This window comes from Frondihabitans sucicola, from assembly GCF_030296615.1.
GTDB classification, from domain to species: Bacteria; Actinomycetota; Actinomycetes; order Actinomycetales; family Microbacteriaceae; genus Frondihabitans; species Frondihabitans sucicola.
On record NZ_AP027733.1, the window covers coordinates 340,001 to 364,128 of the forward strand.

At 67.7% G+C, this 24,128-nt stretch carries 34 protein-coding genes; 10 read left to right on the plus strand and 24 right to left on the minus strand.

Going from position 1 to position 24,128, the window contains the following annotated elements:
* Positions 1 to 50: 50 nt before the first annotated feature.
* The 7 genes from QUE79_RS24130 to QUE79_RS24160 form a co-directional block, all read right to left on the minus strand.
* Positions 51 to 182: a hypothetical protein gene (locus QUE79_RS24130; RefSeq protein ID WP_286347041.1), complete on the minus strand. Its 132-nt coding sequence runs from the start codon at positions 180 to 182 to the stop codon at positions 51 to 53.
* A complete protein-coding gene (locus tag QUE79_RS24135; RefSeq protein ID WP_286347042.1) occupies positions 179 to 886 on the minus strand; it encodes a hypothetical protein in 708 nt (235 codons plus the stop codon). The genes QUE79_RS24130 and QUE79_RS24135 overlap by 4 nt, the downstream gene beginning before the upstream one ends.
* Before the next feature lie 67 nt (positions 887 to 953).
* Positions 954 to 1,871 (minus strand): hypothetical protein, encoded by a 918-nt coding sequence (locus tag QUE79_RS24140; RefSeq protein WP_286347043.1) that lies wholly within the window; start codon positions 1,869 to 1,871, stop codon positions 954 to 956.
* Positions 1,872 to 2,002: 131 nt separating this feature from the next.
* Positions 2,003 to 3,076, minus strand: a complete 1,074-nt coding sequence (locus QUE79_RS24145; RefSeq protein ID WP_286347044.1) for a hypothetical protein — start codon at positions 3,074 to 3,076, stop codon at positions 2,003 to 2,005.
* The gene (locus QUE79_RS24150) at positions 3,033 to 3,854 is read right to left on the minus strand and encodes a hypothetical protein (protein ID WP_286347045.1); all 822 of its coding nucleotides are present in this window, start codon (positions 3,852 to 3,854) and stop codon (positions 3,033 to 3,035) included. The genes QUE79_RS24145 and QUE79_RS24150 overlap by 44 nt, the downstream gene beginning before the upstream one ends.
* A gap of 32 nt (positions 3,855 to 3,886) precedes the next feature.
* A complete protein-coding gene (locus tag QUE79_RS24155) occupies positions 3,887 to 4,039 on the minus strand; it encodes a hypothetical protein (RefSeq protein WP_286347046.1) in 153 nt (50 codons plus the stop codon).
* 20 nt (positions 4,040 to 4,059) lie between these two features.
* Entirely contained in the window at positions 4,060 to 4,422 is a 363-nt protein-coding gene (locus QUE79_RS24160; protein ID WP_286347047.1) for a hypothetical protein, read from the minus strand.
* Positions 4,423 to 4,558: 136 nt separating this feature from the next.
* On the opposite strand from QUE79_RS24160, the gene QUE79_RS24165 reads away from it, so the two are divergent.
* The gene (locus QUE79_RS24165; protein WP_286347048.1) at positions 4,559 to 5,707 is read left to right on the plus strand and encodes a type IV toxin-antitoxin system AbiEi family antitoxin domain-containing protein; all 1,149 of its coding nucleotides are present in this window, start codon (positions 4,559 to 4,561) and stop codon (positions 5,705 to 5,707) included.
* Positions 5,697 to 6,623 (plus strand): nucleotidyl transferase AbiEii/AbiGii toxin family protein, encoded by a 927-nt coding sequence (locus QUE79_RS24170; protein WP_286347049.1) that lies wholly within the window; start codon positions 5,697 to 5,699, stop codon positions 6,621 to 6,623. Before QUE79_RS24165 ends, QUE79_RS24170 begins: the two co-directional genes overlap by 11 nt.
* Here QUE79_RS24170 and QUE79_RS24175 read toward each other — a convergent pair.
* The 5 genes from QUE79_RS24175 to QUE79_RS24195 are packed head-to-tail and all read right to left on the minus strand — an operon-like array spanning position 6,610 to position 9,553.
* The gene (locus QUE79_RS24175; RefSeq protein ID WP_286347050.1) at positions 6,610 to 7,083 is read right to left on the minus strand and encodes a DUF4262 domain-containing protein; all 474 of its coding nucleotides are present in this window, start codon (positions 7,081 to 7,083) and stop codon (positions 6,610 to 6,612) included. The genes QUE79_RS24170 and QUE79_RS24175 overlap by 14 nt on opposite strands.
* A 23-nt stretch (positions 7,084 to 7,106) precedes the next feature.
* Positions 7,107 to 7,391, minus strand: a complete 285-nt coding sequence (locus tag QUE79_RS24180) for a hypothetical protein (protein ID WP_286347051.1) — start codon at positions 7,389 to 7,391, stop codon at positions 7,107 to 7,109.
* 6 nt (positions 7,392 to 7,397) lie between these two features.
* Positions 7,398 to 7,724 (minus strand): hypothetical protein, encoded by a 327-nt coding sequence (locus QUE79_RS24185; protein ID WP_286347052.1) that lies wholly within the window; start codon positions 7,722 to 7,724, stop codon positions 7,398 to 7,400.
* Positions 7,725 to 7,751: 27 nt separating this feature from the next.
* Positions 7,752 to 8,105 (minus strand): double-stranded RNA binding motif domain-containing protein, encoded by a 354-nt coding sequence (locus tag QUE79_RS24190; RefSeq protein WP_286347053.1) that lies wholly within the window; start codon positions 8,103 to 8,105, stop codon positions 7,752 to 7,754.
* Positions 8,102 to 9,553, minus strand: coding sequence for a ribonuclease catalytic domain-containing protein (locus tag QUE79_RS24195; protein ID WP_286347054.1), 1,452 nt, complete (start codon positions 9,551 to 9,553; stop codon positions 8,102 to 8,104). The genes QUE79_RS24190 and QUE79_RS24195 overlap by 4 nt, the downstream gene beginning before the upstream one ends.
* 197 nt (positions 9,554 to 9,750) lie before the next feature.
* Between QUE79_RS24195 and QUE79_RS24200 the strand changes: the two genes are divergently transcribed.
* Positions 9,751 to 10,062, plus strand: coding sequence for a hypothetical protein (locus tag QUE79_RS24200; protein WP_286347055.1), 312 nt, complete (start codon positions 9,751 to 9,753; stop codon positions 10,060 to 10,062).
* Positions 10,063 to 10,512: 450 nt separating this feature from the next.
* On the opposite strand, the gene QUE79_RS24205 is transcribed toward QUE79_RS24200, so the two are convergent.
* The 5 genes from QUE79_RS24205 to QUE79_RS24225 all read right to left on the minus strand — a co-directional run bounded on the left by QUE79_RS24205 (position 10,513) and on the right by QUE79_RS24225 (position 13,591).
* The gene (locus QUE79_RS24205; RefSeq protein WP_286347056.1) at positions 10,513 to 11,625 is read right to left on the minus strand and encodes a DUF6011 domain-containing protein; all 1,113 of its coding nucleotides are present in this window, start codon (positions 11,623 to 11,625) and stop codon (positions 10,513 to 10,515) included.
* A gap of 91 nt (positions 11,626 to 11,716) precedes the next feature.
* Positions 11,717 to 12,082: a hypothetical protein gene (locus QUE79_RS24210; protein ID WP_286347057.1), complete on the minus strand. Its 366-nt coding sequence runs from the start codon at positions 12,080 to 12,082 to the stop codon at positions 11,717 to 11,719.
* A gap of 103 nt (positions 12,083 to 12,185) precedes the next feature.
* Complete coding sequence (locus tag QUE79_RS24215) at positions 12,186 to 12,662, minus strand: hypothetical protein (protein WP_286347058.1); 477 nt, start codon at positions 12,660 to 12,662, stop codon at positions 12,186 to 12,188.
* A 74-nt stretch (positions 12,663 to 12,736) separates the two neighbouring features.
* Complete coding sequence (locus QUE79_RS24220; protein WP_286347059.1) at positions 12,737 to 13,186, minus strand: hypothetical protein; 450 nt, start codon at positions 13,184 to 13,186, stop codon at positions 12,737 to 12,739.
* 159 nt (positions 13,187 to 13,345) lie between these two features.
* Positions 13,346 to 13,591 carry a hypothetical protein gene (locus QUE79_RS24225; RefSeq protein ID WP_286347060.1) on the minus strand — a complete coding sequence of 82 codons (246 nt, stop codon included), beginning with the start codon at positions 13,589 to 13,591 and terminating at the stop codon, positions 13,346 to 13,348.
* Between the two features lie 92 nt (positions 13,592 to 13,683).
* Here QUE79_RS24225 and QUE79_RS24230 point away from each other — a divergent pair, with 92 nt between their 5' ends.
* Complete coding sequence (locus QUE79_RS24230) at positions 13,684 to 14,346, plus strand: uracil-DNA glycosylase (RefSeq protein ID WP_286347061.1); 663 nt, start codon at positions 13,684 to 13,686, stop codon at positions 14,344 to 14,346.
* Between the two features lie 67 nt (positions 14,347 to 14,413).
* Here QUE79_RS24230 and QUE79_RS24235 read toward each other — a convergent pair whose 3' ends face one another.
* Together QUE79_RS24235 and QUE79_RS24240 are read right to left on the minus strand one after the other, a co-directional pair.
* Positions 14,414 to 14,971 (minus strand): hypothetical protein, encoded by a 558-nt coding sequence (locus QUE79_RS24235; RefSeq protein WP_286347062.1) that lies wholly within the window; start codon positions 14,969 to 14,971, stop codon positions 14,414 to 14,416.
* Between the two features lie 537 nt (positions 14,972 to 15,508).
* On the minus strand, positions 15,509 to 16,402 hold the full coding sequence (locus tag QUE79_RS24240; protein ID WP_286347063.1) for a hypothetical protein: 894 nt from the start codon (positions 16,400 to 16,402) through the stop codon (positions 15,509 to 15,511).
* 171 nt (positions 16,403 to 16,573) lie between these two features.
* Here QUE79_RS24240 and QUE79_RS24245 point away from each other — a divergent pair, with 171 nt between their 5' ends.
* Positions 16,574 to 16,801 carry a hypothetical protein gene (locus QUE79_RS24245; protein WP_286347064.1) on the plus strand — a complete coding sequence of 76 codons (228 nt, stop codon included), beginning with the start codon at positions 16,574 to 16,576 and terminating at the stop codon, positions 16,799 to 16,801.
* Positions 16,802 to 16,854: 53 nt separating this feature from the next.
* On the opposite strand, the gene QUE79_RS24250 is transcribed toward QUE79_RS24245, so the two are convergent.
* The 3 genes from QUE79_RS24250 to QUE79_RS24260 form a co-directional block, all read right to left on the minus strand.
* The gene (locus QUE79_RS24250; RefSeq protein WP_286347065.1) at positions 16,855 to 17,817 is read right to left on the minus strand and encodes a hypothetical protein; all 963 of its coding nucleotides are present in this window, start codon (positions 17,815 to 17,817) and stop codon (positions 16,855 to 16,857) included.
* Positions 17,818 to 17,912: 95 nt separating this feature from the next.
* The gene (locus tag QUE79_RS24255; protein WP_286347066.1) at positions 17,913 to 18,284 is read right to left on the minus strand and encodes a hypothetical protein; all 372 of its coding nucleotides are present in this window, start codon (positions 18,282 to 18,284) and stop codon (positions 17,913 to 17,915) included.
* 213 nt (positions 18,285 to 18,497) lie between these two features.
* On the minus strand, positions 18,498 to 19,580 hold the full coding sequence (locus tag QUE79_RS24260) for a DUF8359 domain-containing protein (protein ID WP_286347067.1): 1,083 nt from the start codon (positions 19,578 to 19,580) through the stop codon (positions 18,498 to 18,500).
* A 269-nt stretch (positions 19,581 to 19,849) separates the two neighbouring features.
* Between QUE79_RS24260 and QUE79_RS24265 the strand changes: the two genes are divergently transcribed.
* The 4 genes from QUE79_RS24265 to QUE79_RS24280 all read left to right on the plus strand — a co-directional run bounded on the left by QUE79_RS24265 (position 19,850) and on the right by QUE79_RS24280 (position 22,254).
* Positions 19,850 to 20,494 carry a transcriptional regulator gene (locus tag QUE79_RS24265; protein ID WP_286347068.1) on the plus strand — a complete coding sequence of 215 codons (645 nt, stop codon included), beginning with the start codon at positions 19,850 to 19,852 and terminating at the stop codon, positions 20,492 to 20,494.
* A gap of 402 nt (positions 20,495 to 20,896) precedes the next feature.
* Complete coding sequence (locus tag QUE79_RS24270) at positions 20,897 to 21,691, plus strand: hypothetical protein (protein WP_286347069.1); 795 nt, start codon at positions 20,897 to 20,899, stop codon at positions 21,689 to 21,691.
* A 70-nt stretch (positions 21,692 to 21,761) separates the two neighbouring features.
* On the plus strand, positions 21,762 to 22,124 hold the full coding sequence (locus QUE79_RS24275) for a hypothetical protein (protein ID WP_286347070.1): 363 nt from the start codon (positions 21,762 to 21,764) through the stop codon (positions 22,122 to 22,124).
* A 1-nt stretch (position 22,125) separates the two neighbouring features.
* Complete coding sequence (locus QUE79_RS24280; protein WP_286347071.1) at positions 22,126 to 22,254, plus strand: hypothetical protein; 129 nt, start codon at positions 22,126 to 22,128, stop codon at positions 22,252 to 22,254.
* Between the two features lie 10 nt (positions 22,255 to 22,264).
* Here the strand turns inward: QUE79_RS24280 and QUE79_RS24285 are convergent, their stop codons facing one another.
* Together QUE79_RS24285 and QUE79_RS24290 are read right to left on the minus strand one after the other, a co-directional pair.
* Entirely contained in the window at positions 22,265 to 22,486 is a 222-nt protein-coding gene (locus QUE79_RS24285; RefSeq protein ID WP_286347072.1) for a hypothetical protein, read from the minus strand.
* A 143-nt stretch (positions 22,487 to 22,629) separates the two neighbouring features.
* Positions 22,630 to 23,025 (minus strand): hypothetical protein, encoded by a 396-nt coding sequence (locus QUE79_RS24290; protein ID WP_286347073.1) that lies wholly within the window; start codon positions 23,023 to 23,025, stop codon positions 22,630 to 22,632.
* 179 nt (positions 23,026 to 23,204) lie between these two features.
* Between QUE79_RS24290 and QUE79_RS24295 the strand changes: the two genes are divergently transcribed.
* Complete coding sequence (locus tag QUE79_RS24295; protein ID WP_286347074.1) at positions 23,205 to 24,080, plus strand: HNH endonuclease family protein; 876 nt, start codon at positions 23,205 to 23,207, stop codon at positions 24,078 to 24,080.
* Positions 24,081 to 24,128: the final 48 nt, after the last annotated feature.

Consider the following 24,128-nt stretch of genomic DNA (forward strand, 5'->3'; position numbering starts at 1 on the left):
CCCACATTCTGCCGCATGTCACGCCTGATCTTGCCAGGCGGGTGCGTCGACTACGAGATCGCGACGATCGCGAGCGGCAGTGCCACGATCGGCGCGAGGGCAAAGAAGCCTCCGTCAGCGGAGGATGAGATGCCGTAGGCGCCACCGTAGCGGCCGCGCGAGGTGTAGGCCACCGTGGTCACGACCCTGGAGGCGATGCTGCGGCGATCGCTCTCCCCGGCCGCCCGACCACCTTGTGCGCCACCCTGCGGAAGCCTCCGAGGAGGCCGCGAGTGGACTCCCTGTAGGCCCGCTCCGCCGCTTCGGCGGCCTCACGGGCTCGCGCCTCAGTGGCTCGGCGTTCGGCCTCCAGTCGGGCAGCGCGAGCCGCTGCGATGCGCGCGTCGACGATGAGCCCAGCGGGGACCACGACGACGGTCGAGCAGACGGCGATCGCGATGACCGCGATGGACCACAGGATCGGCGCGTTGTCGATCGCGAAGACGGTGAGGACGGCCACCATGGCGGCAACGAGCAGGGTGGAGCCGATCGTGAGCGCGAGGCGTGGTCGGCGGCGACGACTACGCACGAGACCCTCCCCGGCTGCCGCTTCGCTGTCGGCGGCCGCGGCCTGGACGCGCGATTCGAAGTGGGCCTCGTGAGCCTCGCGACCCTCGGGGGTGAGGATGCCACCCGGCTTGCGAAACACCTCGATGAGCGCGCTCACGCCGCTCAATCCGAAGATGATGGCGCCGACCAGGAGGAAGGTGCTCGCCGCGGCGAAGGCTTCCAGGTGCAGCACGGGCGCGAGGCGGTTGTAGACGACGGGCGCCACGGCCACCACCGCGCCGATGACGAGAGCGATCTGAGTCGGGATGGTGATGTCGCCGAGGCTGCGTTTGGGCATGCTGCTCCTGGATGCACGAGTATGGGCGACCGATTCGTCGCCCACCCTTAGGGTAGCAGGTTGCGACCTACGCCCAGGGTAGCGAGGAGTCTCCCTTGCTCGCCAGGTGCTCCTCGACTTCTGCGTCCTCCAGGTACGGAGACAGGTCATCGCGGATGTCGCCCGGCATCTGTGCCCATGAGTCCAAGAGGCTCGCGTACGTCGGCGAGGGCGGCGCGATCTCGCCGCGACGCCGCGCTTCATCGATCATGGCGGAGTAGTTGGCTCGCTCGGCCTGGAAGAGGCGGGTGAGCTGCGTGTCGCGCACGGCGGAAGCCCGGCGGGCGCGCTCGACCACGGCGGCCGCCTCGAAGGCCTCGCGGCTGACGACCGAGTAGTCCCGGGCGTGCCACTTGGTGAGCGAGACGCGAGCCCCCGTGAGCGCGTCGACGAGCTTGCCGCCCTGCGTGATGCGGAAGAGTCCTCGCCAGACGCCGTCACCGAAGCGGAACGCCGACGGGAACTCGATCACGTCGTCGACCTTGGGCTTCGGCCGCTCGGCAAGGGCCCGGCATCCCGTGCGCCACGTGGCGATCCACGCAGTCGTCTCCTCGCCGAGGCCCATGTCCTCCGCGGGCGTCAGGGCGTCGAGAACCTTCAGTGAGGGGCCTGCGTCTCCTGCGCCGAGTCCCATGCCCTCCCATTGCGACTTGTAGATGAACTCGCGGCGGTCGCCCTTCCCGTGCCAGGACTTGAGGATGACCTCGGCGAACACGGACCCCTTGGGGAGGAAGTCGCCGTCATCGACGATCCGGATGGCCATGTAGAAGGCATCCGCGGTCGAGTTGTGAGCGACGATCTCTCGCCGCCGGGGCGTCTCGGGCGGCGTGGTTCCCGCCAGGAAGAGGGTTTCGGCCCTATCGCGCAAGAAGTAGGAGATGTCGCTCTCGCCCTTTGCGCGACCGAAGGCCGGGTTGTCGGTGACGTAGACGCCGATGCTGCCCATGGTGATGTGTTCCTCTCGTGGACCGTCCCTCGATCCATGAGTCTTACAGTACATAGAGCCACCGACATTGCGTCACACGAGACGAGGTGGGGCGCCTGCGGGTCGGGAATGGGAGTCGTCCGCGGAGCGGATCAGGCCTCGATGTTCTGGCCCACGCGAGCGACGTCGACGATCATCTCCGTGACCGCCGCCAGCTCGCCCGGCGTCAGGATCACGCTCAGGTCGCGCACAAGCGCACCATCAGGGAACTCCGCGGCGGCCCTCACGGCCGTGCGATCGACCAGCGCTCCGTCGGCAGAGGGCTCGAAGTAGGCGGTGGCGTCCTCGAACCAGGCGTCGCCTCGCGCCTTGCGCGCCCCGACGCCCACCTCGCCCTTGCCGCGGTTCAGCAGCTCCAGCCGACGTCCGTCGGAGTGCTCGGCGGCCCAGTCGGGCGAGGCGAGGTAGCGCGGCTCCCCCATCGGCTCGACCATCCATCCGGAAGCCGCAAGGCTCTCGCCGAGCTTGGTCAGGGCGCCGAGCTGCACGAGCCACGCGACGATCGAGCCACCGACGGCGGACGGGGAGACGAGATCGCGCAGGATGGCGCCGGAGCGCTGCATGGCCTCAGCCGTCTCGGTGAACATCGACACCGGCACCTGCGGCGGACGCGGGGTCTGGAGGACGAGGGTCGGGATGTCGGCGTAGGCGTTGGTCAGGGGCGACCAGGTCTTGGGGACGCCGTAACCGCCGTTAGGGAATTGGCGGCTGACGATCGTCTCGATTTCGGTGATCGCGGCGCGGCCGGGATCGTTCTGCCCCACGCTCAGTTCGTAGGAGGCCTCGGCTCGGACGTCACGGTTCTCCTCACGCCAGGCGAGGACGCTCTCGGCAGCCCAGAAGGGCCGTGCGCGGGTGAATCGCTGCGGGTTGACGAGCGTGATGCTCGCAGGCGTCGGGGCCCCGTCGCGGATGAGGTCCTCGACCGCGGCGATGAGAGCGGTGGCGTCCGAGCCGGATGCGGCGAGGTGCATGCCCTGCGCGATGTTGGCCTTGATGGCGTCGACCGCCTTGGCCATCGCGTCGATCTCGGCGTTGACGCTCCTCAAGGGAGTGCGGGCTGCGTCCACCCACTCGATGTCGATGAGGCCGCCGTACCCGGCGAGAAGCGGCCACTGCCGATCAGGGTTGGACCCCTGCGCTTTGACGACGACGAGCTTCTCCACGATGGCCCCCTGGCTCTAGTGACGGTCCCCTTTCGGGGAGGCGCGGCCAGTGTAGCAGGTTGTGACTACACGCCCTTGGGGAGCATGGTGACCAGGGCCCCCTCCTGGCCGACGAAGTCCCGCTCGGAGCAGTGCAGGACGATGCTGTCGCGGGTGACGGTGTAGCTCTCCAGGACGCCGAGGTACTCCCCTCGGGCGTCTCGTACTCGCGCCCGATCCGTTCCTGGGTCACCGACGTGATCTTCGACGGCGCGTTCCGGGCACCGGCGTACTTCCGGCGCTGCTTCGTGTCGGGATTGCAGAGCCCGCAGGCGCGATACGAGCGAAGGTCTTCGACTTCGGCGAGGGTGACGAGGTTGGGCCACTTGGCGACGTAGTCGTAGCCGGACCCGGAGTGCCAGGAGCCTTCGATGGCGTCTCCGCGCTCGATCTCGAACTCGTGGGCGATGTCGCGGTCGACCTGGTGACGGATGGTTCGGCAGTTGGCGAAGTGGACGACGTTGGTCGAGCCTGCGACCACGTTCACGAGGTAGAGCCTGCCCGCGGCAAGGTCGGTCATCACCTGGTCGTTCTCGGCCTTGATCTGCTCCGGGAGCTGCTTGAAGTGCTCGCGCTCACGGGCGTCGATCTCGGCGGCGTAGCGGACCGCATCGTCGAAGGCGAGCTGCTGGCGGGGCGAGAGGTCGATCGAGGCTCCCGAGTACTTCATCGCCACCGCCGCCTCATCGAGAGCGGGCATCGCGAGATCGAGGATCGAGTCGGCTTTGACGAGCGGCATGGCTTTCCTTTCGCGAGGCGTGGAGTGGGGCGTCAGTCGCAGTAGGTGCGCTGAGTGGCCGTGGGGGCGGGTCCTGTGGGCGCAGCCTCGGCGGCTCGCTCGCTCGCGGATCGGTCCAGGCCGAAGAACTCGGGCGATGCAAAGTGGCGCGCGATGGCGTCAGGGGCTGCGTTCGAGTCGTCCATGGGCCAAGTCTGACAGGCGCTCAGTCGTGCATGGCGGGCGGCCATGATTCCGGCTCGGGGTTGCTCGCCTGGATGAGGCGGCTGATCTCGCGGTCGTGCTGCATCATCCACGCGACTGCGGAGCCGAACTTCTCCGAGGTGAACAGCCACGGGCGGCCGCCATTGTCGTCGCGGCAGTGGGCGTAGCAGTCGAAGACGAAGGGTGAGGAGGCTCCGTGGTGCTGGGTCCGGCGGACATAGCCGAGGGGCGCCGCGCCGCCGACCTGGATGAGCCAGAACTGCTGATTGCCGGGCGCGATCGGAATGGCGTTGGGGTGCCTGTACTCTCGGCGGAACAGGGCGTCGATGGTGCCGGTGGGTCGTTCGCCTGCTGTCGTCGTCACGATGTCCTCGATCTCTCACGTGGGTCGCGTTCGAGCCCGACCATCCGTGGTGGCTACATTAACGACGGTTACTGACTTTCCGGGCCAGATGCGGCCTTCTTGCGGCAAAAGTCAATGGAGCGTAGACTTTTGCGGTATGAAGACCGCGGAGATTGATCAGGTCCTCGGCGACCTCGCCGCGGGCCAGTGGGGCATGCTCACGACCGCGCAGGCGAACGAACGCGGCATCAGCCGAGCCAACCTCGTCAACCGGGAGGGCGACGGTCGCCTGGAGCGCATGGTGCACGGGGTCTACCGTCTCGGCGGTTCCGCCTCCTCCCCTCTCGACGACATCCGGGCCGCCTGGCTCTCCACGAACCCGACTCCGCTGGCGCACGAGCGTGTCGGAGCGCCCGACGTCGTCGTCGGCAGCGCCGCGGCCGCACTCATCCATGGGATCGGCGACCTCGACGCCCTGCCCTACCTCATGATCTCCCCCGAGCGGCACTCGACCCGGCGAACGGACATCACCTACAGCACGCGCGACCTTGATCCGGGCGACGTTGTCGTCCGCGACGGACTCCCCGTCACCTCGGTCGAGCGCACCATCGCCGACCTCCTCCGCGACCACGGGGACCTCTCGCTCATCGCCGACGCTCTCCGCGACGCCATCGACGCTCGCGCCGATCTCGACGAGACGCGCATGGCGACTCTCCTCGCGCCCCTCGCGCGCCGCTACAAGCTGCGGGAGGGTGATGGCGCCGGGCTCTACGCGCGGCTCCTGGCGGAGGCGTCGCGGGACGACGGAAGCCTGGCCCTCAAGGCTCTCCTGACGAACCCCATCCTCCGATCCGCCATGGACGCCATCCTCAAGGCCCAACAGGCGCAGACGGCCACAGCCATCGACTCGATCATCGGCCCGATCGCGAAGCAGCAACAGGCCTCCCTGAAGCCGATCATCGACTCGCTGGCCAAGAATCTGCCCGTCTACAAGCTCGACCCCGCCATCCTCCGCGGCATCCAGAACGTCGCCAAGATCAACCTCCCCGAGGGGGTCATCAGCTCACTGGTGACCGTGCCGAAGATGGACATCGCCCTGTCCACGGGCATCCCGGCGGCCACGCTGGAGGCCATCGGCAAGCTGGCAACCAGCGCCGCCGCATCGCGGGCCGCCGCCAGCATCCCGAACCCCGCCCGCCGCGCCGCGCGTGCGCGCCCCGGCTCGGCCAGCCGCGCCTCGCACGGTACCGAGGGCTTGCCCTCCCCCACCTCTGAGGGCTCGGAGTCCACCGCGAATGACGCCTAATTTCGAGTCCGGCAAAGCGGCCCGCGACGCCATCACGAAGGCCGCTCGGAAGAGAGCGGGCGGCATGGGCCGGGCCGACGTCAAGCGCTTCGTCGACCAGGCGGACTACGACCGATTCCTCTGCCGGGTCTTCTCGCGTCCCGACGGACGTCTCCTGCTCAAGGGCGGGACGCGCATGCTCGCGCTCGTCCCTGGCGCGCGGCCCACGAATGACGTCGACCTCGAAGCTCGCGAGAACACGCTCGACGTGGCGGTGGAACTCCTGAAGGAGCTGGCCTCCATCGACCTTGGTGACTGGTTCACCTTCACCTACCGCGGCCGCCAATCCGCGGGAGGCGACAGCCAGCCCGAGGTCGAGGCGACCAAGGTGATCTTTGACGTCTCCGTCGCTGGCAAGCCTCGCGGCACGATCAAGGTCGACCTCGCCCTTCATCCCCGGCCGAGCGCGCCCGTCGTACGGGCGACTCCAGACTTCCGGCTGGACATCGAGGAGTTCCAGACCTTCGACTACGCGATGATCGCCACCGAGGATCAGATAGCCGACAAGGCGTGCGCCATGATGTCCGTCTTCGGGGCCGCCGGTGAGGGGTCGTCGCGTGCGAAGGACCTCGTTGACATCGCGATCATCGCCCTCCACCTCCGCCCCGACGCGCAACACCTGCGCAAGGCGATCCGCGACGAAGGCGCGCGCCGACGGCTCATGCCGTTCGACGCGCTCGTGGCGGCCGACGGCATCCAGGCCGGGTACGCCGGGCGGGCCGCCAGCAGCCCCATCCTCGGCGAGTACCGATCGTGGGAGCCCGCACTCGATCTCGCCAACCGCCTCCTGGGTCCCGTGCTCAGTGGAGACGTGTCGGAGGGCACTTGGGACCCTGCCAGCCTCTCGTGGGGACCTCGGGCGGCTACGAGAGGGTGATCTCCCGGAATGCTTCTGGGCTCGCGCCAAGCAGCGGCTGGGACCCCTGCGGCATGTCGTAGCCCTTGTCCCATGGGAAGCGTGCGGATGTGTCGGGCCAGACCGCTTGGAGGGCATTCTTCTCGCCGTAGATGCGTCCGACGACGGTGAGGTCCGAGTCGTCCTCGGCGGCGATGAATGCGAGCGGCAGATCGTTTCCGAGAAATCCCCGGACGACATCGCCGGGAGCGAGTCGAAGACCGTCCTTGATGACCTGCCCGATGTTGTTCAGCACGCCCTGAGCGGCAGCCATCGGGAGGCTCTCGATGATGACCTCGGCGTGCCCGAGGGCCGTGAACCCCACCGAGTAGGAGAACTGCGGAGCGCCATCACCGGCGCCCACGCCCTGTACGGCCCAGCCGTACTCGGCGATGAGTGCTTTCGTGCTCTCGATATAGGCGTCGATCTGCTGGTCGCTCATGGTCAAAGTATGTCGCGCCGGGGCTACTGGGCGACGAAGTCGATGAGACCGCGCGTCCAGCCTGAGACGGCGTCGAAGTTCACGACAGTGAAGGCGCCGAACAAGAGGGCCAGTGCGGAGACGCCGAAGGACATGCACCGAGCTTCCATCTTCACGACGAAGTCGCCGTATGTATCGATCTGGGCCCGGGACGGCTTGATCACCAGGTGGTACGCGTGCTGGCCTGGCGCCAGGTATGCGCGGAAAGCGAAGACAGCCAGCGTGATACCGGCCGCGAGAAGGGCGACGAAGCTGACGTTGACGATCATGGTGTCCTACTCGACGCTCGGAAGGGCTTTGACGATCATGTCGAGCGCGCCGAAGCAGTTGGTTGCGATCAGGAGCCCGAGGACCACCAGGGCGACGCCGACGAACCCCACGCGGAAGGCGAAGTGGCGTGCGCGAGCGACCTGCCCATCCTCCCGGGTCGGCGATTCGGTCGAAGGCTGAGCGGAGCTGCGAGGCGCGAGGAGCGATGGGGCGATGTGGAAGGAGGCGTTCATCACGGCGGCCAGGACGAGCAAGAGCGCAAGCGCCGCCGCGGCGCCTCCGGCGATGGCGATGATGTGCCCTGCCAAGTGCAGGGGGGCCAGGTTGTCCATGGAGTGTCCTTCGATTCAGAGTCGGGATCAAGCGGCGAGGATGCGCTGGCGAAGCGTCTCCGCGGCCTTGGTCTTGGCTTCAGCCTTGGATGCAGCGGTGGCCTCGGCAGTGAAGTCGGGGGCGGCCTCGTAGGTCGCGCGGCAGGTGAACTTGGGGGCCTGGGCGGTCCCGGTGTTCGCGATGTCGAAGGTCGGCGCGTGAAGGCGGGCCTTGGCGGCGTGCTCGTTGATCCAGGAGATGGGGTTCTCGTGCGTCGGGAGCGCCTCCTCTTTGGGGAGGGCGATCGGCGCGGGGGCCGCGATGCCCTGCTCTTCGTGGACTTGCTCCCCGATCAGGTGCAGGAGTGCTGCCTGCGCGGCGCGGTGACGGGCGAGCTTCACGGTCGTGGCGGAGCGAGGGAACAGGCGCTCCGGTCCGACGCTCGGGTGGATGGTGAAGACCGGCGCGTGCGGGGGCCGTCTTGACTCTCCTGGTAGGTGACGGGCAGGGCGTCAGCGTTCTGCTGCTGGTACTGATTCAGCAGCATCGAGGCCATGGCCGGGTTGTGCTCGTCGACGTAGGTGAGCAGGTCGAGCTTCAGTTCACGCCACGAGTCGTTGGCGCCGAGCACGTATGCGGCGTCCTGGTGGTCGAGGAGGCGCGCGTCGATGCGGCGGCGCACCTCGATCGCCACCGGCGCCAGGTAGGGACCCTTGGTGGCCAGCTTCAGGGTCTTCAGCCAGCGCTCGGTGGAGAGGTCGGCGAGGCTGTTCGCCCGCCCGACGGCCGTGAGGGTGCGGTCGACGTCCTTGGCTTTCTCGCGCGCGGTGACGGCCGCAGACCGCAGTGCAGCGGTCTCCCGCAGGGACTCTGCGATCTCGGTGAGGGACTCGGCGCTGTACGGCAGCTCGCGCTCGTCGAGCGCCGCGAGGAGCTGGCGCTGCGTGACGAGGTCGGCGTAGCGGCGGAGGGGCGACGTGGAGTGGGTGTACGACGGCAGGCTCAGCCCGTAGTGGCCGAGGAGGCGCGGGCCGTAGGTCGCCTTCTTCATCGTGAGCGAGGTTCGCTGGCGGAGTGTCCGGAAGTCGGCCGCGGGGTCTGCGGAGTTCTGAGCGACGCGGATGTCCTGGGCGATCTCGCTCAGGCTTGGCGCAACAGCGCTCGCCTGGTGGTTGCGATAGAGGATCGGCAGCTCTCGCTCGGCGGCCCATGCGGCCACGGCGGCGTTGGCGACGATCATCATCTCCTGGACGATGACGTAGGCCACGTTCCTCTCGATGTCGGCGAGGGGGATGAGCACGCCCTCCTCGGTGACGGTCCATCCGTCGGCGAGGTCGTAGAGCGCGAGGGCGCCGTCGTTGCGGCGGCGGTCGAGCAGGATCATCGCGAGGTGGTGGGCGGTGATGAGGTCGGGGCGCCACCGGTGGTCGGTCTCGTCGAGGGTGGTCGTCGCGCTGGCGTACGTCAGGGCGACCGGGTTCAGGGCGATGTCGCGGCGAAGCTCCCGGCCGACGACTTCGCCGGTCTCGCTCAGGTCGATCTGGATCGCGACGGTGGGTCGTGACTCCTGGTGCTTCAGGGTGGCGAGGTCTTCGATGGTCTCGCCGAGCATCGGTGTGACGCGGCGCGGCCCGTAGAGGGTCCATCCCGCGGCGCGCGCGGCGAGGTCCTCATCGGAGCCCAGGGGGACGTGGTCGGCGACTCGGGCGACGTGCACGGTGACCCGGTAGCCGGTATCCGTCTTGTCGACGCGGAAGGCGTCGTCTCGATCGCGCGTGGTCGGCGAGTCGATCATGTAGACGCGCGGAGCTGCGCGGTCGACGGTGGTGGCATCGGTCGAATCGGACACTGACGGTCCCCCTCGGGTCGGCTTGACGAGGCCATCATCCGATCTCGCGTGGCGATGCTGCGCGGGATCGGATGATCGCATTGAACTGTCTTAGTGTAGCAGCTTGTCGACGACGGGATTCCGTGCTTGACGACGATCGAGAGCGCATGTACTGTAACAACGAAAGCCCCGAGGGACGGGGCGCGAGAGGCAAGATCATGACCTTCATCACCTTCCAGCAGGAGTCCGACGCCAGCGGCAAGCGCCCCTGGCCGATGCACATCGCCGAGGACGGGGCCGTCGGCAACCAGCGGGCCTACCAGGGCGACCCCATCGCACTCATCGGCTTCCAGGCCGACGTCGACGTCCAGCACGTCGACCTCCTGAACAAGGACTTCCAGGCCGACCCGCAGCTCGCCGTCGGCATGTACCCGGTCTTCCAGGAGACGGGTAAGGGGTTCTACGCGGACATCCGCAAGGTCGTCTCCGCCACCGTCGTCGAACAGGACTTCGCCGCCATCGCGAACTGACCTGCCGCATCAACAAAGGCCCGTCACCCCAAGGGGTGGCGGGCCTTTCTTGCCTGATCCGGCGCTTCGAAGCTACGCCGCGATCGCGCCCGGCGTCGGGGCGTCGTGGAAAAGGAATGGCCCCGCCAGGAGTTTGGGACACTGGGCGGGGCCGCCTCGCCGCCGAGAGGAACCAAGGCAATGCGAGGAGTTTGAGGGGGCCGCCGAGGAGTTTGGGACACCCGACGGCCCGCGTGCGCCGGAGAGAGGTGATCAACGGCCCACGGTCTGTGGAGCTGCGACGTCGCAGCAGGTACGGATGAGTCACAGGCGCGACAGCAAGACCCTCCCAAAGGGCCCAGATGACGTGAGGCGGTTGACGAAGGCTGCCGGAGCTGCCCTGCCGGTCCGACTCAATGCGAGCTTTTCCGTAGTCACTACAGTACATGAAGACTGGCGTGACGTCAACTCCTAGATCGAGCTGGCGCAGACGGGGCCGATCCCAGCGGCAACCGACTCCGGGTCCGTGAGCGGACGGGAGCACTTTCCGCAGTTGCCGGTGGTGTGCCCGTAGGTGGCCATCGCCGCGGTCGGGTCCTTCTGGATGCGCTGGAGGATCGAGTGTGCGTCGGCGCCGCGGATGTCGGCCAGTTCCCCTTCGAGCTGCTCCTTGAGGAACACGCGCCCCGCCCACTTGCCCTTCTCGGGCTTGTCGACCTTGTAGATCGAGACGCTGCCATCCTCGTTCTGGAAGGCGTACTTGCCCTGGGGCATGGTCCAGCCCGGCTGCTCGCGCCGGGCGGCGGGAGCAGCGGCCTGAGGCGCCTGGGCGTAGGGCGAGTTGTTGGCGTCATCGTCGTCACCTGGACGGCGGACGGGCCACTGGGGCGGGATGTTCGCCGGAGCGTCGGTGTTGGTCGGGTCGCTGGCCTGCTTGCCGCGGAGGTACTTCTGGAAGTCGGCCTGCTGCTGGGCGTACCAGCGCTTCTGGTTCTCGTGCAGCTCACTCAAGGGAATCTGCACCTGCTCCGGGTAGCGCTGGGCGATCTTGTGCGCGATGCGGGCGGCGGCAAGGCTGTCGGCGGACGAGTTGTGCGCGTTGTCGAGGGGGACGTTGTAGTGCTCGGCGGCCTGGGTGAGCTTGCGTCCGCCGCGGCGGTACTTGTCGACGTGCTTGTCGATGACGAGGGCGTCGACGATGTAGTTGTCCTGGGTGATGGGCACTCCGTGTCGGGCGCCCTCGGCCTCCATGACGGACATGTCGTAGGCGAGGTTGTAGCCGATGATCGGGACGCCGCGCTCCTTGGCGCTGGCCATGCGCTCGTTGATCTCCCGGAGGACCTGCGCGGGCGGGTGCCCCTCGGCGCGGGCGCGCTCCGTCGTGACGCCGTGCACGGCCGACGCAGCCTCGGGAATCTCGATGCCGGGGTCGGCCATCCACTCGAATGTCTTGGTCTCGCCGGTGGTGCCGTCGATCTCCAGCCAGCTCGCGGTGACGATGCGGGCCTCGAAGACGTCGATGCCGGTGGTCTCCAGATCGAACGACACGAGGTCGCCCTTGTGCCAGGGGGTGAGTTCAGACATGCGTGACCTTTCGACGTCCTCCACGCTTCCCTAGTCGGATGCGCGGTGGGGTGGGCGACTTCGCCCTTTTTGAAGCATTTGGTGCCCGATTTCAGGCGAGAGCGTCGCCGACGGGGAAGGGCGTGAGAGTGAACGAGCCGTCGGCATCGATGCGGAGCACGTGCTGGCGATCGTTGACCGTCCCGTGCGCGACGTAGCCGCTGTGGCAGTCGCCGTCTTCGATCAGTTCCACGGGGAGTGCGGAGCCGAATGCCCGGGCCTCCTCGATGGGGATGCGGATAGCGGGCGAGATGACCTTGGCCACCTCGTCCGCCCAGTCTTCGGCCGCCTGGTCGGCGTGACGGCTGTCGTGGCCGTGCAAGGCCAGCCGATAGCAGGCGAAGATCGTGGCCGCGAGGGGCAGCAGGGTCAGCGCTCCATGCAGGCCGATGACTCGCATGGTGATCAGCGCGCCCATGCCGAGGACGAGGAGACCCCGTGGAGGATGCGGAAGGTGAGCGCGTAGCTGCGGAACTCGGCGACGTGGAAGGCGTCGTGGGCGATGTCCGTGTCGAAGCGCATCAAGCCGCCATCGGGAGGTCGCGCACCAGATTCTGTTCGGCCCAGGCGCTCACGGCGTCCCAGAATTCATCCCGCTCGTCGCGGGCGCGCTGGCCGCGTTCGCATTCGGCCGGATCGATGTCGTCGACTCCTCCTGCGCACTCAGGGCAGAAGGTGCCGATGGGGCTCTGGTGGCAGAGGCCGTCGTAGTGATCCATCTCGTAGGCGTCGATCGCGGCCTTGTACTCGGGCCAGCGCTCGTCGCTGTAGAGGTCGGTGAAGGGGATGTACTGCATCCCGTCGAACTCCTGGCCGGGTGCGTCGGGCGCGGGATGGACGCAGTCCGTGACGTACTCGTAGGCCATGACGTCCGAGTGGAAGAAGCTGCTGTGCGCGACAGCGGCGTTGAGGGTCGTCACCTGGAGGGCGTTTTCGAGGTTCTGCTCGTCCGTGGCGCCCTCGGTGAACGCGTAGGCGGCATAGGTGATGCGCGTCATGGGTCAAGGCTCCCTGTGGGCCACGGTGGGCGCCCCGTCGACGGACGCGACAGGGTTGGAGACGGCTTCGAGCTTCACGCGTGGACCCCCTCGGTGACGACGTCGATGTCGCCGTTGTGACGGACGTAGATGGTCGTCTGGTGATCGTCGACGCAGCCCCGGAAGGCGTATTGGAGGCCTGCATTCAGGGTTTCGAAGTGAGCGGCCTGAACGAACGCGTTCGCCTGCTCCATCGACAGGCCGCGCGTTTTCATGAGCTGGACGGCGACGGCGGTGTTGAGGAGATCGCGGTCCCTCAGGGCCCTGCGCTTCCAGAGCATGAGTCGGACACGCATGATGCAGGCGATGGCGGCGACCGCGAGCACGCCGAGGAGGATGAGCCCGTAGGCCGATGACGTGAGGGTGCTCGGGGCGACCGAGAAACCGAGGATGGCGCCGATTCCGAGCGGCGCGAGGGCGTAGTAGGTCGTCTCGTTGGCGCGCCGGACGACGTCGGGCGTGTATGAGGCACTGGAGGCGGCCATGGCCCGAAGATTCCGTCCAGCCGGAGGACGAGTGAGTGTCGTCAAAATGGTGCCCCCTCTGCTCCGTCCCTCGGAACATCGTTGGGCTTAGTGTAGCAGGTTGCTACGGAAGGGGCATGGAGCCCCGCCGCCCCAAGGTGGGTGACGGGGCTAGAAGCCCTATCGGTTCGAGCGCAGCGCCCGCCCCGGGATCATGGGCATGTCGTCGTCGGGGCTCTCGCCGCGGTGGACGCTGGTGCCGAGAATGCGGCCGCGGTCCTCGCCCGTCTGGACGATGGCAGTCAGGCGCATGTTGCCCAGGGTTGGGTAGTAGAAGATCGAGCCGACGCGCATCGCGTCGCCCTCGACATCGTGGACGACGGTGATCTCTGCGGTGTCGTTGCTCGCGGTGGCGCTGCTTGTCATGGTGTCCTCTCGTGCCCGTCCCTCGGGCTCGTGGTTCTACAGTACACGCTTAGGCCAACATGTCAACCGACCAGGCTCGGTAGTCTCGGGGCATGTTCATGAGCCCGCCTGCCGCGATGGCCGATCCCGAAGTACGCGCCGAACGCGAAGCCATGAAAGAGACCAGCGTGGCCTACCGGCCCCTTGCTGAATACGAGCGCCTTCTGACCGAGCGACGCCTCGCGGCCTGGAAGGATGGCGACTTCCCGGTTCGCGTCCCATCCTTCGACCCCGCCGATGCGGGCGCGGATGCCAAGGTTCTGATTCTGCTTGAGTCCCCCGGACCAATGACGAGCACGGAGCGTGAAGGCAGGCGACAGGGTTCCGGATTCATCTCCCCCGACAACGACGACTTCACGGCCCGCAATACATGGTCCGCTCGACACGAGACCCGGCTCGATGAGGGCATCGCTCTTCAGTGGAACATCGTCCCCTGGCTTCTCGCGGTCGGAGTCCAGACGCCCACCTCGGACGAGGTTCGTCAAGGGGCCCTGGAGCTGCGGCGCCTTCTCGAATATTTGCCCAGGCTGGAAGTGATCGTCGCATGCGGCAAGCCTGCCCAGGACGCCCTCACGCGCTTCATCGAGCCTGCCTACGAAGGGAAGTATTCCTACCTGAGGACGTGGCATCCAGGGCAGCGAGCTATGGCAGTGCGGGGGCGTCGCGAGGAGCTGGTTGCCGTGTTCGGACGAGCCGCTCGGCTCGTCGGCGCCTAAGTGGCTCGTCTCATGATCTCGGCCGTGACCGAGGCCAGGAAGGTGGGTTTGGCGGCGAAGTCGACCATCATGCCTCACGGGCGCCGGGCGCTCCGTATTGAGCAATATCCCGCTTCTGCGCAACTGGGTCCACCTCGATGTACTGCATGGTGGTTCCGCCGAGGAGGCGCACGACAACAGTGACGGGAACACCCTTGCGCACGAGCACCTGGTCGACTTCTGCGATATCGCTCGTCATTCCCGCGTGGACGGCCGCCTGCTTGCGGATCACGGGGCGCTCGGCGTCGCTGATGACGCCGATGTTCAGCAGGGCGTTCGCGACGTGAATGCGGACCGCCTGGCGGTAGTTGTGGCGTCGCAACGCCGGGTAGAACCAGACGGCTACAGCTATGACGGGGAGCGCGATGTCGGCAGGGCGGACCGTGTCCTCGTGGCTGAAGATGCTGGAGGCGCGTGCGATGATCGCGAGCAGGCTGCCGAGGGAGATGAGCGCCGGAATGATCCAGCTCCTGATGGTCCACTGACTCGTCGTGACCCACATGGCGAGGTCGTAGGTGCGCGAGTTCAGAACCCCGTCGATGGTGTCGTTCCTGAGGATGCCGTACGTGGGGATCGACTTGTCCATGCCGTGATCTTACAGCACACGTCAAAGACCCATGCGTCACAGGGGCTGGCGGAAAGAGTGAGGCCCCGCTCGCCGACCAGGGGGAGAGGTCGGCGGCGGGGCCACATCGACGCGCGCTAGGGGTCACGCGATGCCACTGAGAGAGAAGATTCCGAGGGTGGATGATTCGGGCATCCGGCCCTCGAAACCCGCCTGGCTTCGATAGGTATGAATCTACATGTCGGCACAAGTGGGGACAAGCTAGTCCCCCACCCCAGAGCAGGTGCCACGGGGTGTCGGGGTACAAATCCGACGAGCGACGCGACCATCGAGCCCGGCATCGTGCAGCCCTGAGCGCCGCGCATGGCAGGGCAGGGTGACAAGCCGTGGCTCACCGCCTCCACGGGTCCCTCCTCGGGGGCGCGCGATGCCCCTCTTCGACCGCCGTTCGGGGTGATTTCCGGCGCTTCGCTTTCTTCTCCCATCCCCGACCCACCGGCCCTGAGCGCGCGAAAGCGCCCACCCGCTCTACGGAGGGTGGGCGCTCGTGCGGTCGGGCTAGAAGCTGCTGAGACTGATGAACGGCCCGGCGGCGATCGTCGCGCCCTCGTAGCCATCGAGGCCTTCAGCGTCCCCGACGAAGGCGTCGCGGAGCTGGCTGGCGACGAGCATCCCTGCCTCGGTCTTGAAGTGCGTCACCTTGGCCGCGTCATCGCTGTCGAGAAGGACGCGGACGGTCAGGACATGCTCACGACCTCCGGCGGGTCGTTCGTCGCTGGGGTCGACCTCGTCCGGCTCGTCCTCCTCGTTCGCGAACGGGTCGACCGTGGGGCGCTCTTCGAGGCCGATGATCGTCAGGGCCTCGTCGAGTGCCCCCTGAAGCGACTCGATCTCGCCGTCGTTGCTGTCGTCGGCGGCAGCCTCGCGCGCCTCGTCGACGGCGGAGCGGAGGCTGTCGAGCGCCTCATCGGTGACGTGGAGTCGGCTGCTCGCGGCAGGCTCTTCGCCGGGGCGGGCGTCGAGGGCGGCGGTGACAGCGGCGGCGGCGTCGCTGATGAGCATGCTGGTGCCTGCGGGGTTGGCGAGCTGGTCTTCGTCGCGCTCGGAGTCGTAGTTCTTCCACGGCTCGAAACCGTCCATCTCCTCGACGTCGATGCGGTAGTTGCGCAGGGCATCGAGGACGACGTGCAGCGCCGCCTCGGGAAGTGCGATGTAGCGGTCGGGGGTGCCTGCGGAGCGGATGAGGTCGGTGGTCAGGTCGCCGCGGTCCTCGTCGTCGGCCTCGGGGTTCTCGTACTCGCGTTCGAGGTAGTCGACGCGTCCGCCCTGGGTGACCAGCTCGTTGTAGCGGGCGATGGCGTCGGCGCTGTTGGTGAACTCCTCCTCGGCGGCGGGGGTGCGGACGATGAATGCGGCGTCTGCGCTGCTGATGTTGGTGGTCGTGGTGCTCATGGCCTTGTCCTCTCGTGGGCTGTCCCTCAGCCCTTCCTTCTTGATTACTACCGTACACAGAGCCACTGACATTCGTCAGAAGCGACCATGTACTGAGGCGTACTGCGGCCGTCTCGGAAAAAGTTCCGGTGTCGGCGCAACTCTCGCGAGGTCGCCGCACTCATGGTGGGCATGGACACGAAACTCACCAACCAGAACTGGCAGCGCGCTCTCGACGGGCTGGAGGCGATCGCGGCGGACCCCGCCGAACGACCTGGCCGTCGACGACGCGCAGCCGCCGCCCTGCGGGAGGCCTACCGCGGGTCCCCGCACCTGCTGCCCGCAGCGCCCGGCAGTCACCGCGGCGGGGCGGCGCTGGCTATCGAACTCGACTACGAGGGGAGGTCGCCTAGCTGGTAGCAGGCATGCCAGAGGGGCCGCAGGCATATGCCCACGGCCCCTCGTGATGGCGGCTAGCGCCGGTTGAACCAGTCCACCGTCTGGGACGGCGGCGTGAACACCAGGTACAGCCCGCCATCCGCCTCGGTGAGGACGTCCTCCGCGGTCTGCGGCCCGAAGGTGCCCGAGATGAAGTAGTGCCCCGTGGGGTCCTTGTGGACGCTGAGCGTCCCGGCCTCATCCGCGATGGCGAAGATCGAGAACAGCGGGGCGGCCTCCAGCTCCGCGAGCGTCGCGATGCGGGTCACGGGTGTGGAGGGAATCCACGTCGGCGTCCCCACCTGAGCCGTGGCGGTCGCCTCGGAGACGAGCATCTGCGCCTCGGAGATCATCGCGCGCATGCCTTCGCGGCTGGCGGCACGGCGGGAGCGGGCGTCGGCAGCGCTCTGACCCCAGGGGTCTTCGGCTTCCGTGTCGTCGGGGGTCTCCTGGCGTACGTACTCCAGCGACTCCGAGATCGCGCCCGCGACGTCAGCGGGGACGGTGAATGTGACGCTCGGCTGGGCGCTGGTGCGGATCAGGCGCGTGACCATGTCGTCCTCGAACCGGTCGTAGACGACGTGGATCAGCTCGGCGGCCTGGGGTGTCGCGCTGTCCACGAGCGCCTCGTAGGCGTCGTTGGCGCGGCGCGGGTCGGTGAAGTCGTGCTCGGCACCGTCGCTGGCGAGGACCCACTTCTGGGCGTGCTCGCCGGGGCGCACCTTGATGGGTGCGGAGCTGGGCCACTCGTCGATGTAGTCGATCTGGATGAGGTCGTCGATCGCGGCGGGGGTGAGTGCGGCGGCGACCGTGATCTCGTAGAGGGCGACCGTGTCGTCCGTGAGGTCTGGGTCGGTGGTCATCGACTCGTACAGGGCGTCGATGCGGGCGTGGTCGGCCGTTTCCCACTCGAAGCCGCCGACTCCCCCGTGTTCGCCGCAGGACGGCTCGAAGGTGATGAAGCGGATCGTGGTGGTGGCCGTGTCGGTGATGGTCATGGTTTCCTCTCAGGCCTTGTCCCTCAAGGCCACGTTGTTACCATACATGCGACCGCCGACATTCGTCACAGACGGAGGCTCGCCCTCGCTGGCGATCAGGCGCGATGGAGCTGCGAGTAGCCGTCGAGGGCGTGCATGAGGGTCGCTGGCCAGAGCAGGACCCCTCCGGTCTCCGTGTTGCTGAGCGCAGCCAGCACTACGAAGAAGACGCAGACTCCGAGAACGGCAAGCACAAGCAGTCCGACGAGCTGCAAGTACTTCCCGATGCGCCTTGGGCGACCTGCCATCCGCTCCACGATGACTGAAAGGACCCAGGCGGTCACGGCGGCACAGAGCCACAAGAGCGACGCACCTACGAGCGGCGGCACGGGACCCCAGATGGAACTGCCTGACTCGTAGGCATAGGGCTGGATGATGGCCAGAAGCCAGACGACGAGGTGGGTGGCGTAGAAGAGCCATCCAGCCACTCGGAGGCCCCTCGCTTCCAAGGCGACATGCGGAGCGCCGACGAGCACAGTTCGAAGTGTCATGCAGCTCCCCCAAGCGCTTGCGTGCGGTGGTCGTAGTGTAGCCAGTTGCGATTTCGCACTCTACCCGGCGGCCTGCTCAGCCCGTGGAGCCTGTGGGTCGGGGATGGGAGAACCCCGCGGAGGGCGAGGCGCGAGCCCCGCCCTGGGCGGTCAGGCCGAGACGTGCTCGGCGCTCGTCGCCGCCAAGCGCTCGCGCTCGACGTCGACCGTGGCGTCGGGCACCGGGTGTTCGACCCGCGTCGTCAGGTACGCCTCCCCGGCGCCGAGCGCCGAGAGCTGCGCCAGGAGCGCGGCCACGTCCGGGAAGTCCCCGTCGTGCACGAACTCGATCGCGAGGGTCGTGCGCTTCACTGCTCCGCCGGTGACCTTGAGGGCCGCGAGGGCGTCGGCGATGACCTCGGGGCTCCGCATGACGTGGACGTCGTTCCTCCAGTCCCAGGACTCCCCCAGGGCCCGGACGACGCCCCACTCGCCAAGCGTGGCCACCAGGTGCTCGAAGAGGTCGGTGGTGACCTGGTCGACGATGCTCGGGAGGGCGGTGGCGCCCAGCGAGTCGACGACGGCTGCGCGGCCGCGCTCGTAGTAGCTGTCCCAGCGGGCCTTGAAGTACTCGGCACGGGTGGGCGTCACGAACTGGGCGGCGTCGTCGATCAGTACTTCGATCACCGGCGTCAGCTCGATGTACTCCAGGCGGCGGGCGGGGTCCCCGTCGCGGTTGTTGTCCGTGACGCAGGAGCGCATGGCGGCCAGGAACGCCTCGCGGTCGCGGGCAGAGAAGTGGGACGTGGGGCTCTGGGGGTTGACCGGGCCGATGGTCCAGGCGGGGTGCAGGTCGAGCCCGAGGGTGATGTAACTGTAGGTCGGCTCGGGCTGCGCGTCGTAGACCCATCCGTCGACGATGAGCATGTCGGCGTACTCGGCGGCGAGGTCGGCCTTCGCTTCACGCTCGGTGACGTAGCCCGCGTTCCGGTGCACCTCCGCGGGGAAGGCTTCGGTTCCGGCGATCATGTCGACGGGCTCGCCGTCGCGGACCCAGCCTTCTCGCTTGACCCAGAGGCGGCCGTCGTGGAGACGGTACTCGGTGTCCTGCGCACGGATGCCGACGGGCGCCTCGGCCTCGGTGGTCTCGGCGACAGTGACGACGGTGGCGCTGGTGAACTTCGTCGGGCGTGCGTTCCGGCAGCGCGGCGGTACGAAGTCGATGGTGAAGTCGAAGTTGACGTTGATGTCCATGGTTTCCTCTCGTGCCCCGTCCCTCGGAGCAGCTATTTCGTACAGTACATAGACCCTCCGACATTCGTCACGCAGCGGTCGCGACACGCCCCGAGACGGGCGGCCACGCAGGGCCCGGCGGAGGTGTAAGCGCATCCACATAGATGCGGCGCAACGTTCCACCCCCGAAGATGGCGCAGAGAGGTAGCTCGTTGCGTGAGATGGTTGAAAATCGAACTAGTCCTCCAGAAAGGGGAGTTTCCGTGTCCCCTCCTGCCAGGATGACGAACGTGACGGAATACGTGGGCTTCACCGCTGCCGAGTGGCAGGAGGTGAGCGAAGAGATCGGCGCCAGGCTGCGCGAGAGGCGCGAAGCGCTGGGCTTCAGCGTGGCCACCGTGGCGACGATGGCGGAACTCGATCCGGACGAATACGCGCGCTGGGAAGACGGCGGAGCTGCCGGGCCCCGCGTGAATCCGTTCCTGCGCGACTTCATCCGCGTCACGATCTGTCTCGGCCTTGCCCTGACGGACGTGTTCGACATGGAGGAGCTTCGGCCCATCGAGGTCTGGCCCGACACCATGACCGCGCACGGCTTCCTGGAGGACGAGAAGGACATCTTCCGGGACACGGTCCCTGTCACGAACGAGTGGTGGTCGGTGTACTCGATGGCCCTCGGGGCTCGCTTCCGCATCCGGCGCTTCCGGCTCCGCGTCTCGATGGCGGCACTCAGTGAGATGACGGGGCTCGACAAGGAGTACATCTCCCACATCGAGACCGGGCGAGCCTCCTCGAATCAGGAGAGCCAGGTCGGCTCCATGCCATCGATCCTGACGATCGCGACGATGGCGAGAGCGCTACGGACCTCGCTCGTCGACCTGCTGCCGATCAACCCGCGGGTGTATGACGAACTGGACCGCAGGCCGCCCAAGTAGGCACCGATCGGGGGCTTAGGGTAGCATGTTGTTACTAAACCCTGATTTTGGAGTCGCTTTGCCCCGCATCTACAGCACGAACCCGAAGTCGGTCGCCGCGCGCGATCTGGCTCGGCGCCGTCGCGAGGGGCAAGAGATCAAGCGCGGCCGTCCGCCGGGCTCCAAGGGCAAGAAGCCTGAGGAGACCGCCGTGACCACGAGTGCCGTCATCGCCCCGTCCACGTCCGTCGCCACCGTGCCGCCGCCCGCCATGCCGGTCCCCACGGGCGGCTCAGACGTCGTCGGAGCGGTTCGCCGACTCCAGGCGCTCGTCGCGATCGGCTACCAGCCGGGCGAACTCGCCCAGCGCCTCGGCATCTCCCCTGACGCCGTCTGGTTCGTGATCCTGACTCCCCGGAGCGGATGCCCGCGGCCGCGTGCGAGCGGATCAAGGACGTCTACCGCGATCTCGCGCGCTTCCCCCGCGGCATCGACGAGAAGTCCGAGCGCTCCACCCCGAGCGAGACATGCCGCCGACTGGCGGACGGGCTCGGATGGGCATCCCCCGTCGCCTGGGACGACATCGACACCGACCCCGAGCCGATCCGGACCACGCTCCATGGCCGCCGCCCGTTCGGCGAGACCCCGCGCCCGCGCGCATCGGGCCCCGCAACCACCGTCGCCGACCAGGCTCGTATCGACGACCTCCAGCGCGAGCTTCGCGAGACCAAGAGCGAGAGCAAGCGGCTGCTGGAGACCGCGGCGAGTCAGCTCGCCGCCTCCGAGGGGCGTGCCGTGGACCTCCGCCAGTCCATCGCTTCGAAGGACGAGCAGATTCGTCAGGTCCAGGCGATCGCCGACGACGCCAACATCCGAGCCTCCGAGGCCGATGTGGCGCGGGCCGCAGCCGAACGCGCCCTTGAGGCCACCGACGAGGCCAGAGGCGCCGGGGCGGGCGAGTACACGGTCCAGGCCGACGACAGCCTCTTGGCCCGGCTTCGGGGCGAGATCGCGCTGCTGCGCCTGCGCGGTACGGAGGTCACGCTGACCTGTGGCGAGTCGAAGATCGTCGGCGAGCTGGTCGAGTACATGGCTGAGCCCGAGCCCGCCGTCCAGGTGGCGCTTGCGGGGATGCCCGCGGCCGCCGCGATCCCCCTGGCGCTCGACCAGTGGACCATCACCGGCGCCGATGGCCAGGAAGTCGCCACCGGCAAATAGTGACACAATCGTGGTGGCCGTGTACGGTAGAATCACGAGGCCTTGAGGGACAGGGCCGAGAGAGGAATCCATGAGCTTCGCAACCCCCATCCAGAGCCCGAGCATCGCCTTCGCGCACTTCGGCTACCAGGGCATGGTCCTGACCTTCGAAGAGGGCGGCCTGCGCCTCACCGCCGACTTCACCGGCAAGGGCAGCAGCGACCACGTCGTGGTCTTCCAGGAGACCGAGGACGGCATCTCCGACTCCCAGTACAGCTACGACGACTTCGGCCGCATTCTGGCCGTCGACTTCGAGGGCTGGAACGAGCAGGATCACGCTCTCGTCAGCGAGTGGGGCACCCACCGCCTGGATGAGGCCCGCGACCGACTCAACGAGAAGCTGGCCGCGCTCCTGAAGGTCGACGGCATGCAGCACGAGCTGCTGAAGGCCTGACGTGGACGAGTGCACCTGCTACCCGACCGACCCCAAGACCTGGACCCGGCACGGAAGCGCCGTCGAGCCCGGTTCGATGCTGGAGCCCAACGACGAGTGCCCCGTGCACTTCCCGGAGCAGGGCGAATAGGCCAGCGGGCCTAGACCTCGGCGGGGACCGGGCGCTCGTACCGGTGCTCGTGAATGCGCAGCCTGCCGTCGTGTAGGAGCGTGGCCACGGCGTCTCCGAACAGATCGCAGGGCGTCCCGGGCAGCTCCGACCGGAGCACGTCGTTGACCTGGCTCTGATACTGCGGCCCCCGCTCGATGAGGCGCAGGATCAGCGCCATCACGGCTTCGATCGTCGGCTCTGATTTGCTCATCGCTCGCCTCCCATCCCTGTCCCCCGGACCTCGGTAGGCACAAGGTATCCGTCGGATGCGCCGCTGGCTACCTCCGCGAGGTGAATCTTGCCCGCGCGCACAAGAGCCCCCGCTCTCTCGACGGGGGCTCTTGTGGCTTTGGGCTACTCGCCGTCGGCGATCTCCCTGCGGGTGAAGGTCGTGTTCTCGCCGCCGCGGATGGCGAAGGTGTACTCCCACGAGCGGGGCGGCTCGTCGCCCTCGTAGGTAATCTCGTGAACGATGCCCACGAGGACGAAGGCGCCGCTGTGGTCCTCGGCCGAGGTGATGCTTCGGACGCGAATGTTGAGCGCTTCGGTGCTGAAGTGGAACGTTGCGGTGCCCTTGTCGTCGCGACCGTCCTCGAACGTCGGCGTGAAGATGGCGGACGAGTAGGCGCGGGCCTTCAGCTCGCTCCCGTCGCGGAGGCAGTCGAGCGCTGTCTGGAGGTTGATGGGCGTCTCCAGGACGCCGGGCTCGAAGCGGGTCGCTCTGAAAAAGTGCTCGGTGGGGGTGCGCATGGTTCGTGGTCCTCTCGTAAACCCCGTCCCTCGGGGTTGTTGATGGCTACAGTACACACAACGTGTCTTGATCGTCAACACTTTGAAAAAGGGCCTCGGTTTGAGTTGACGAATACGTACAGTCGTGTACTGTAGATTCTGCGGGTCGAGGGACGGCCCACGAGAGGACCACCAGCACCATGAAGCGCATCCTTGCCCTGACCGCCATCGGCGCGACGGCACTCATCACGATCAGCCTCGCACTGCCGCACCTGACGGGTGCCGACCTTCCGGTGGCGCAGTCCGCTGGTATCGCCACCAGCGCCCCCTCGACCGCTGCCACCACGGCCCCTGCCGCCGTCGCCTCCGATTCGCTGTCATCCTCCGCGAAGAAGCTCCTGGAGGAGGCCAAGAAGAAGGCTGCCGAACTGGCCGCCAAGGCCAAGGCCGCCCAGGCCGCTGCCGCCGCGAAGAAGGCCGCCGACGCCAAGGCCGCCGCGGGCAAGGCTCCCACCGGCGGTGCCGCCTGGAACAACGTCACCTTCACTGGCGCCAAGGCCAAGACCTCCCTTGCCACGCTCAAGGTGGCCCCCGCTGGCACGATGGCGGGCTACTCGCGTGACAACTTCAAGACGTGGGACAAGAGCACGCTCGGCGCTGGATGCGACACCCGCGACGCCGTCCTCTACCGTGACGCAACCGCCCCCAAGATCGGCGCGAACTGCCACATCACGGGCACCTGGGCGGACCCGTACACGGGCACCACCCTCCGCGACCAGTCGGACCTGGACATCGACCACATGGTGCCCCTGGCGGCCGCCTGGCGGTCCGGTGCCGCCACCTGGACTGCCAGCCAGCGCGAGACCTACGCGAACAGCCCCCTGGTCACGCTCGCCGTCGACAACTCCGCGAACCGCCAGAAGGGCGACAAGACCCCGGATCAGTGGAAGCCCGCCAACACGGGCGACTACTGCGCCTACGCGGTCCGCTGGACCGAGATCAAGACGACCTGGAAGCTCAGCGTGACCACGAGCGAGAAGACGGCCCTGACCTCGATGCTCGGCACCTGCAAGTAGTTCAGCCCCACCGACAAGGCCCCCTCCGGGAACGGAGGGGGCCTTGTC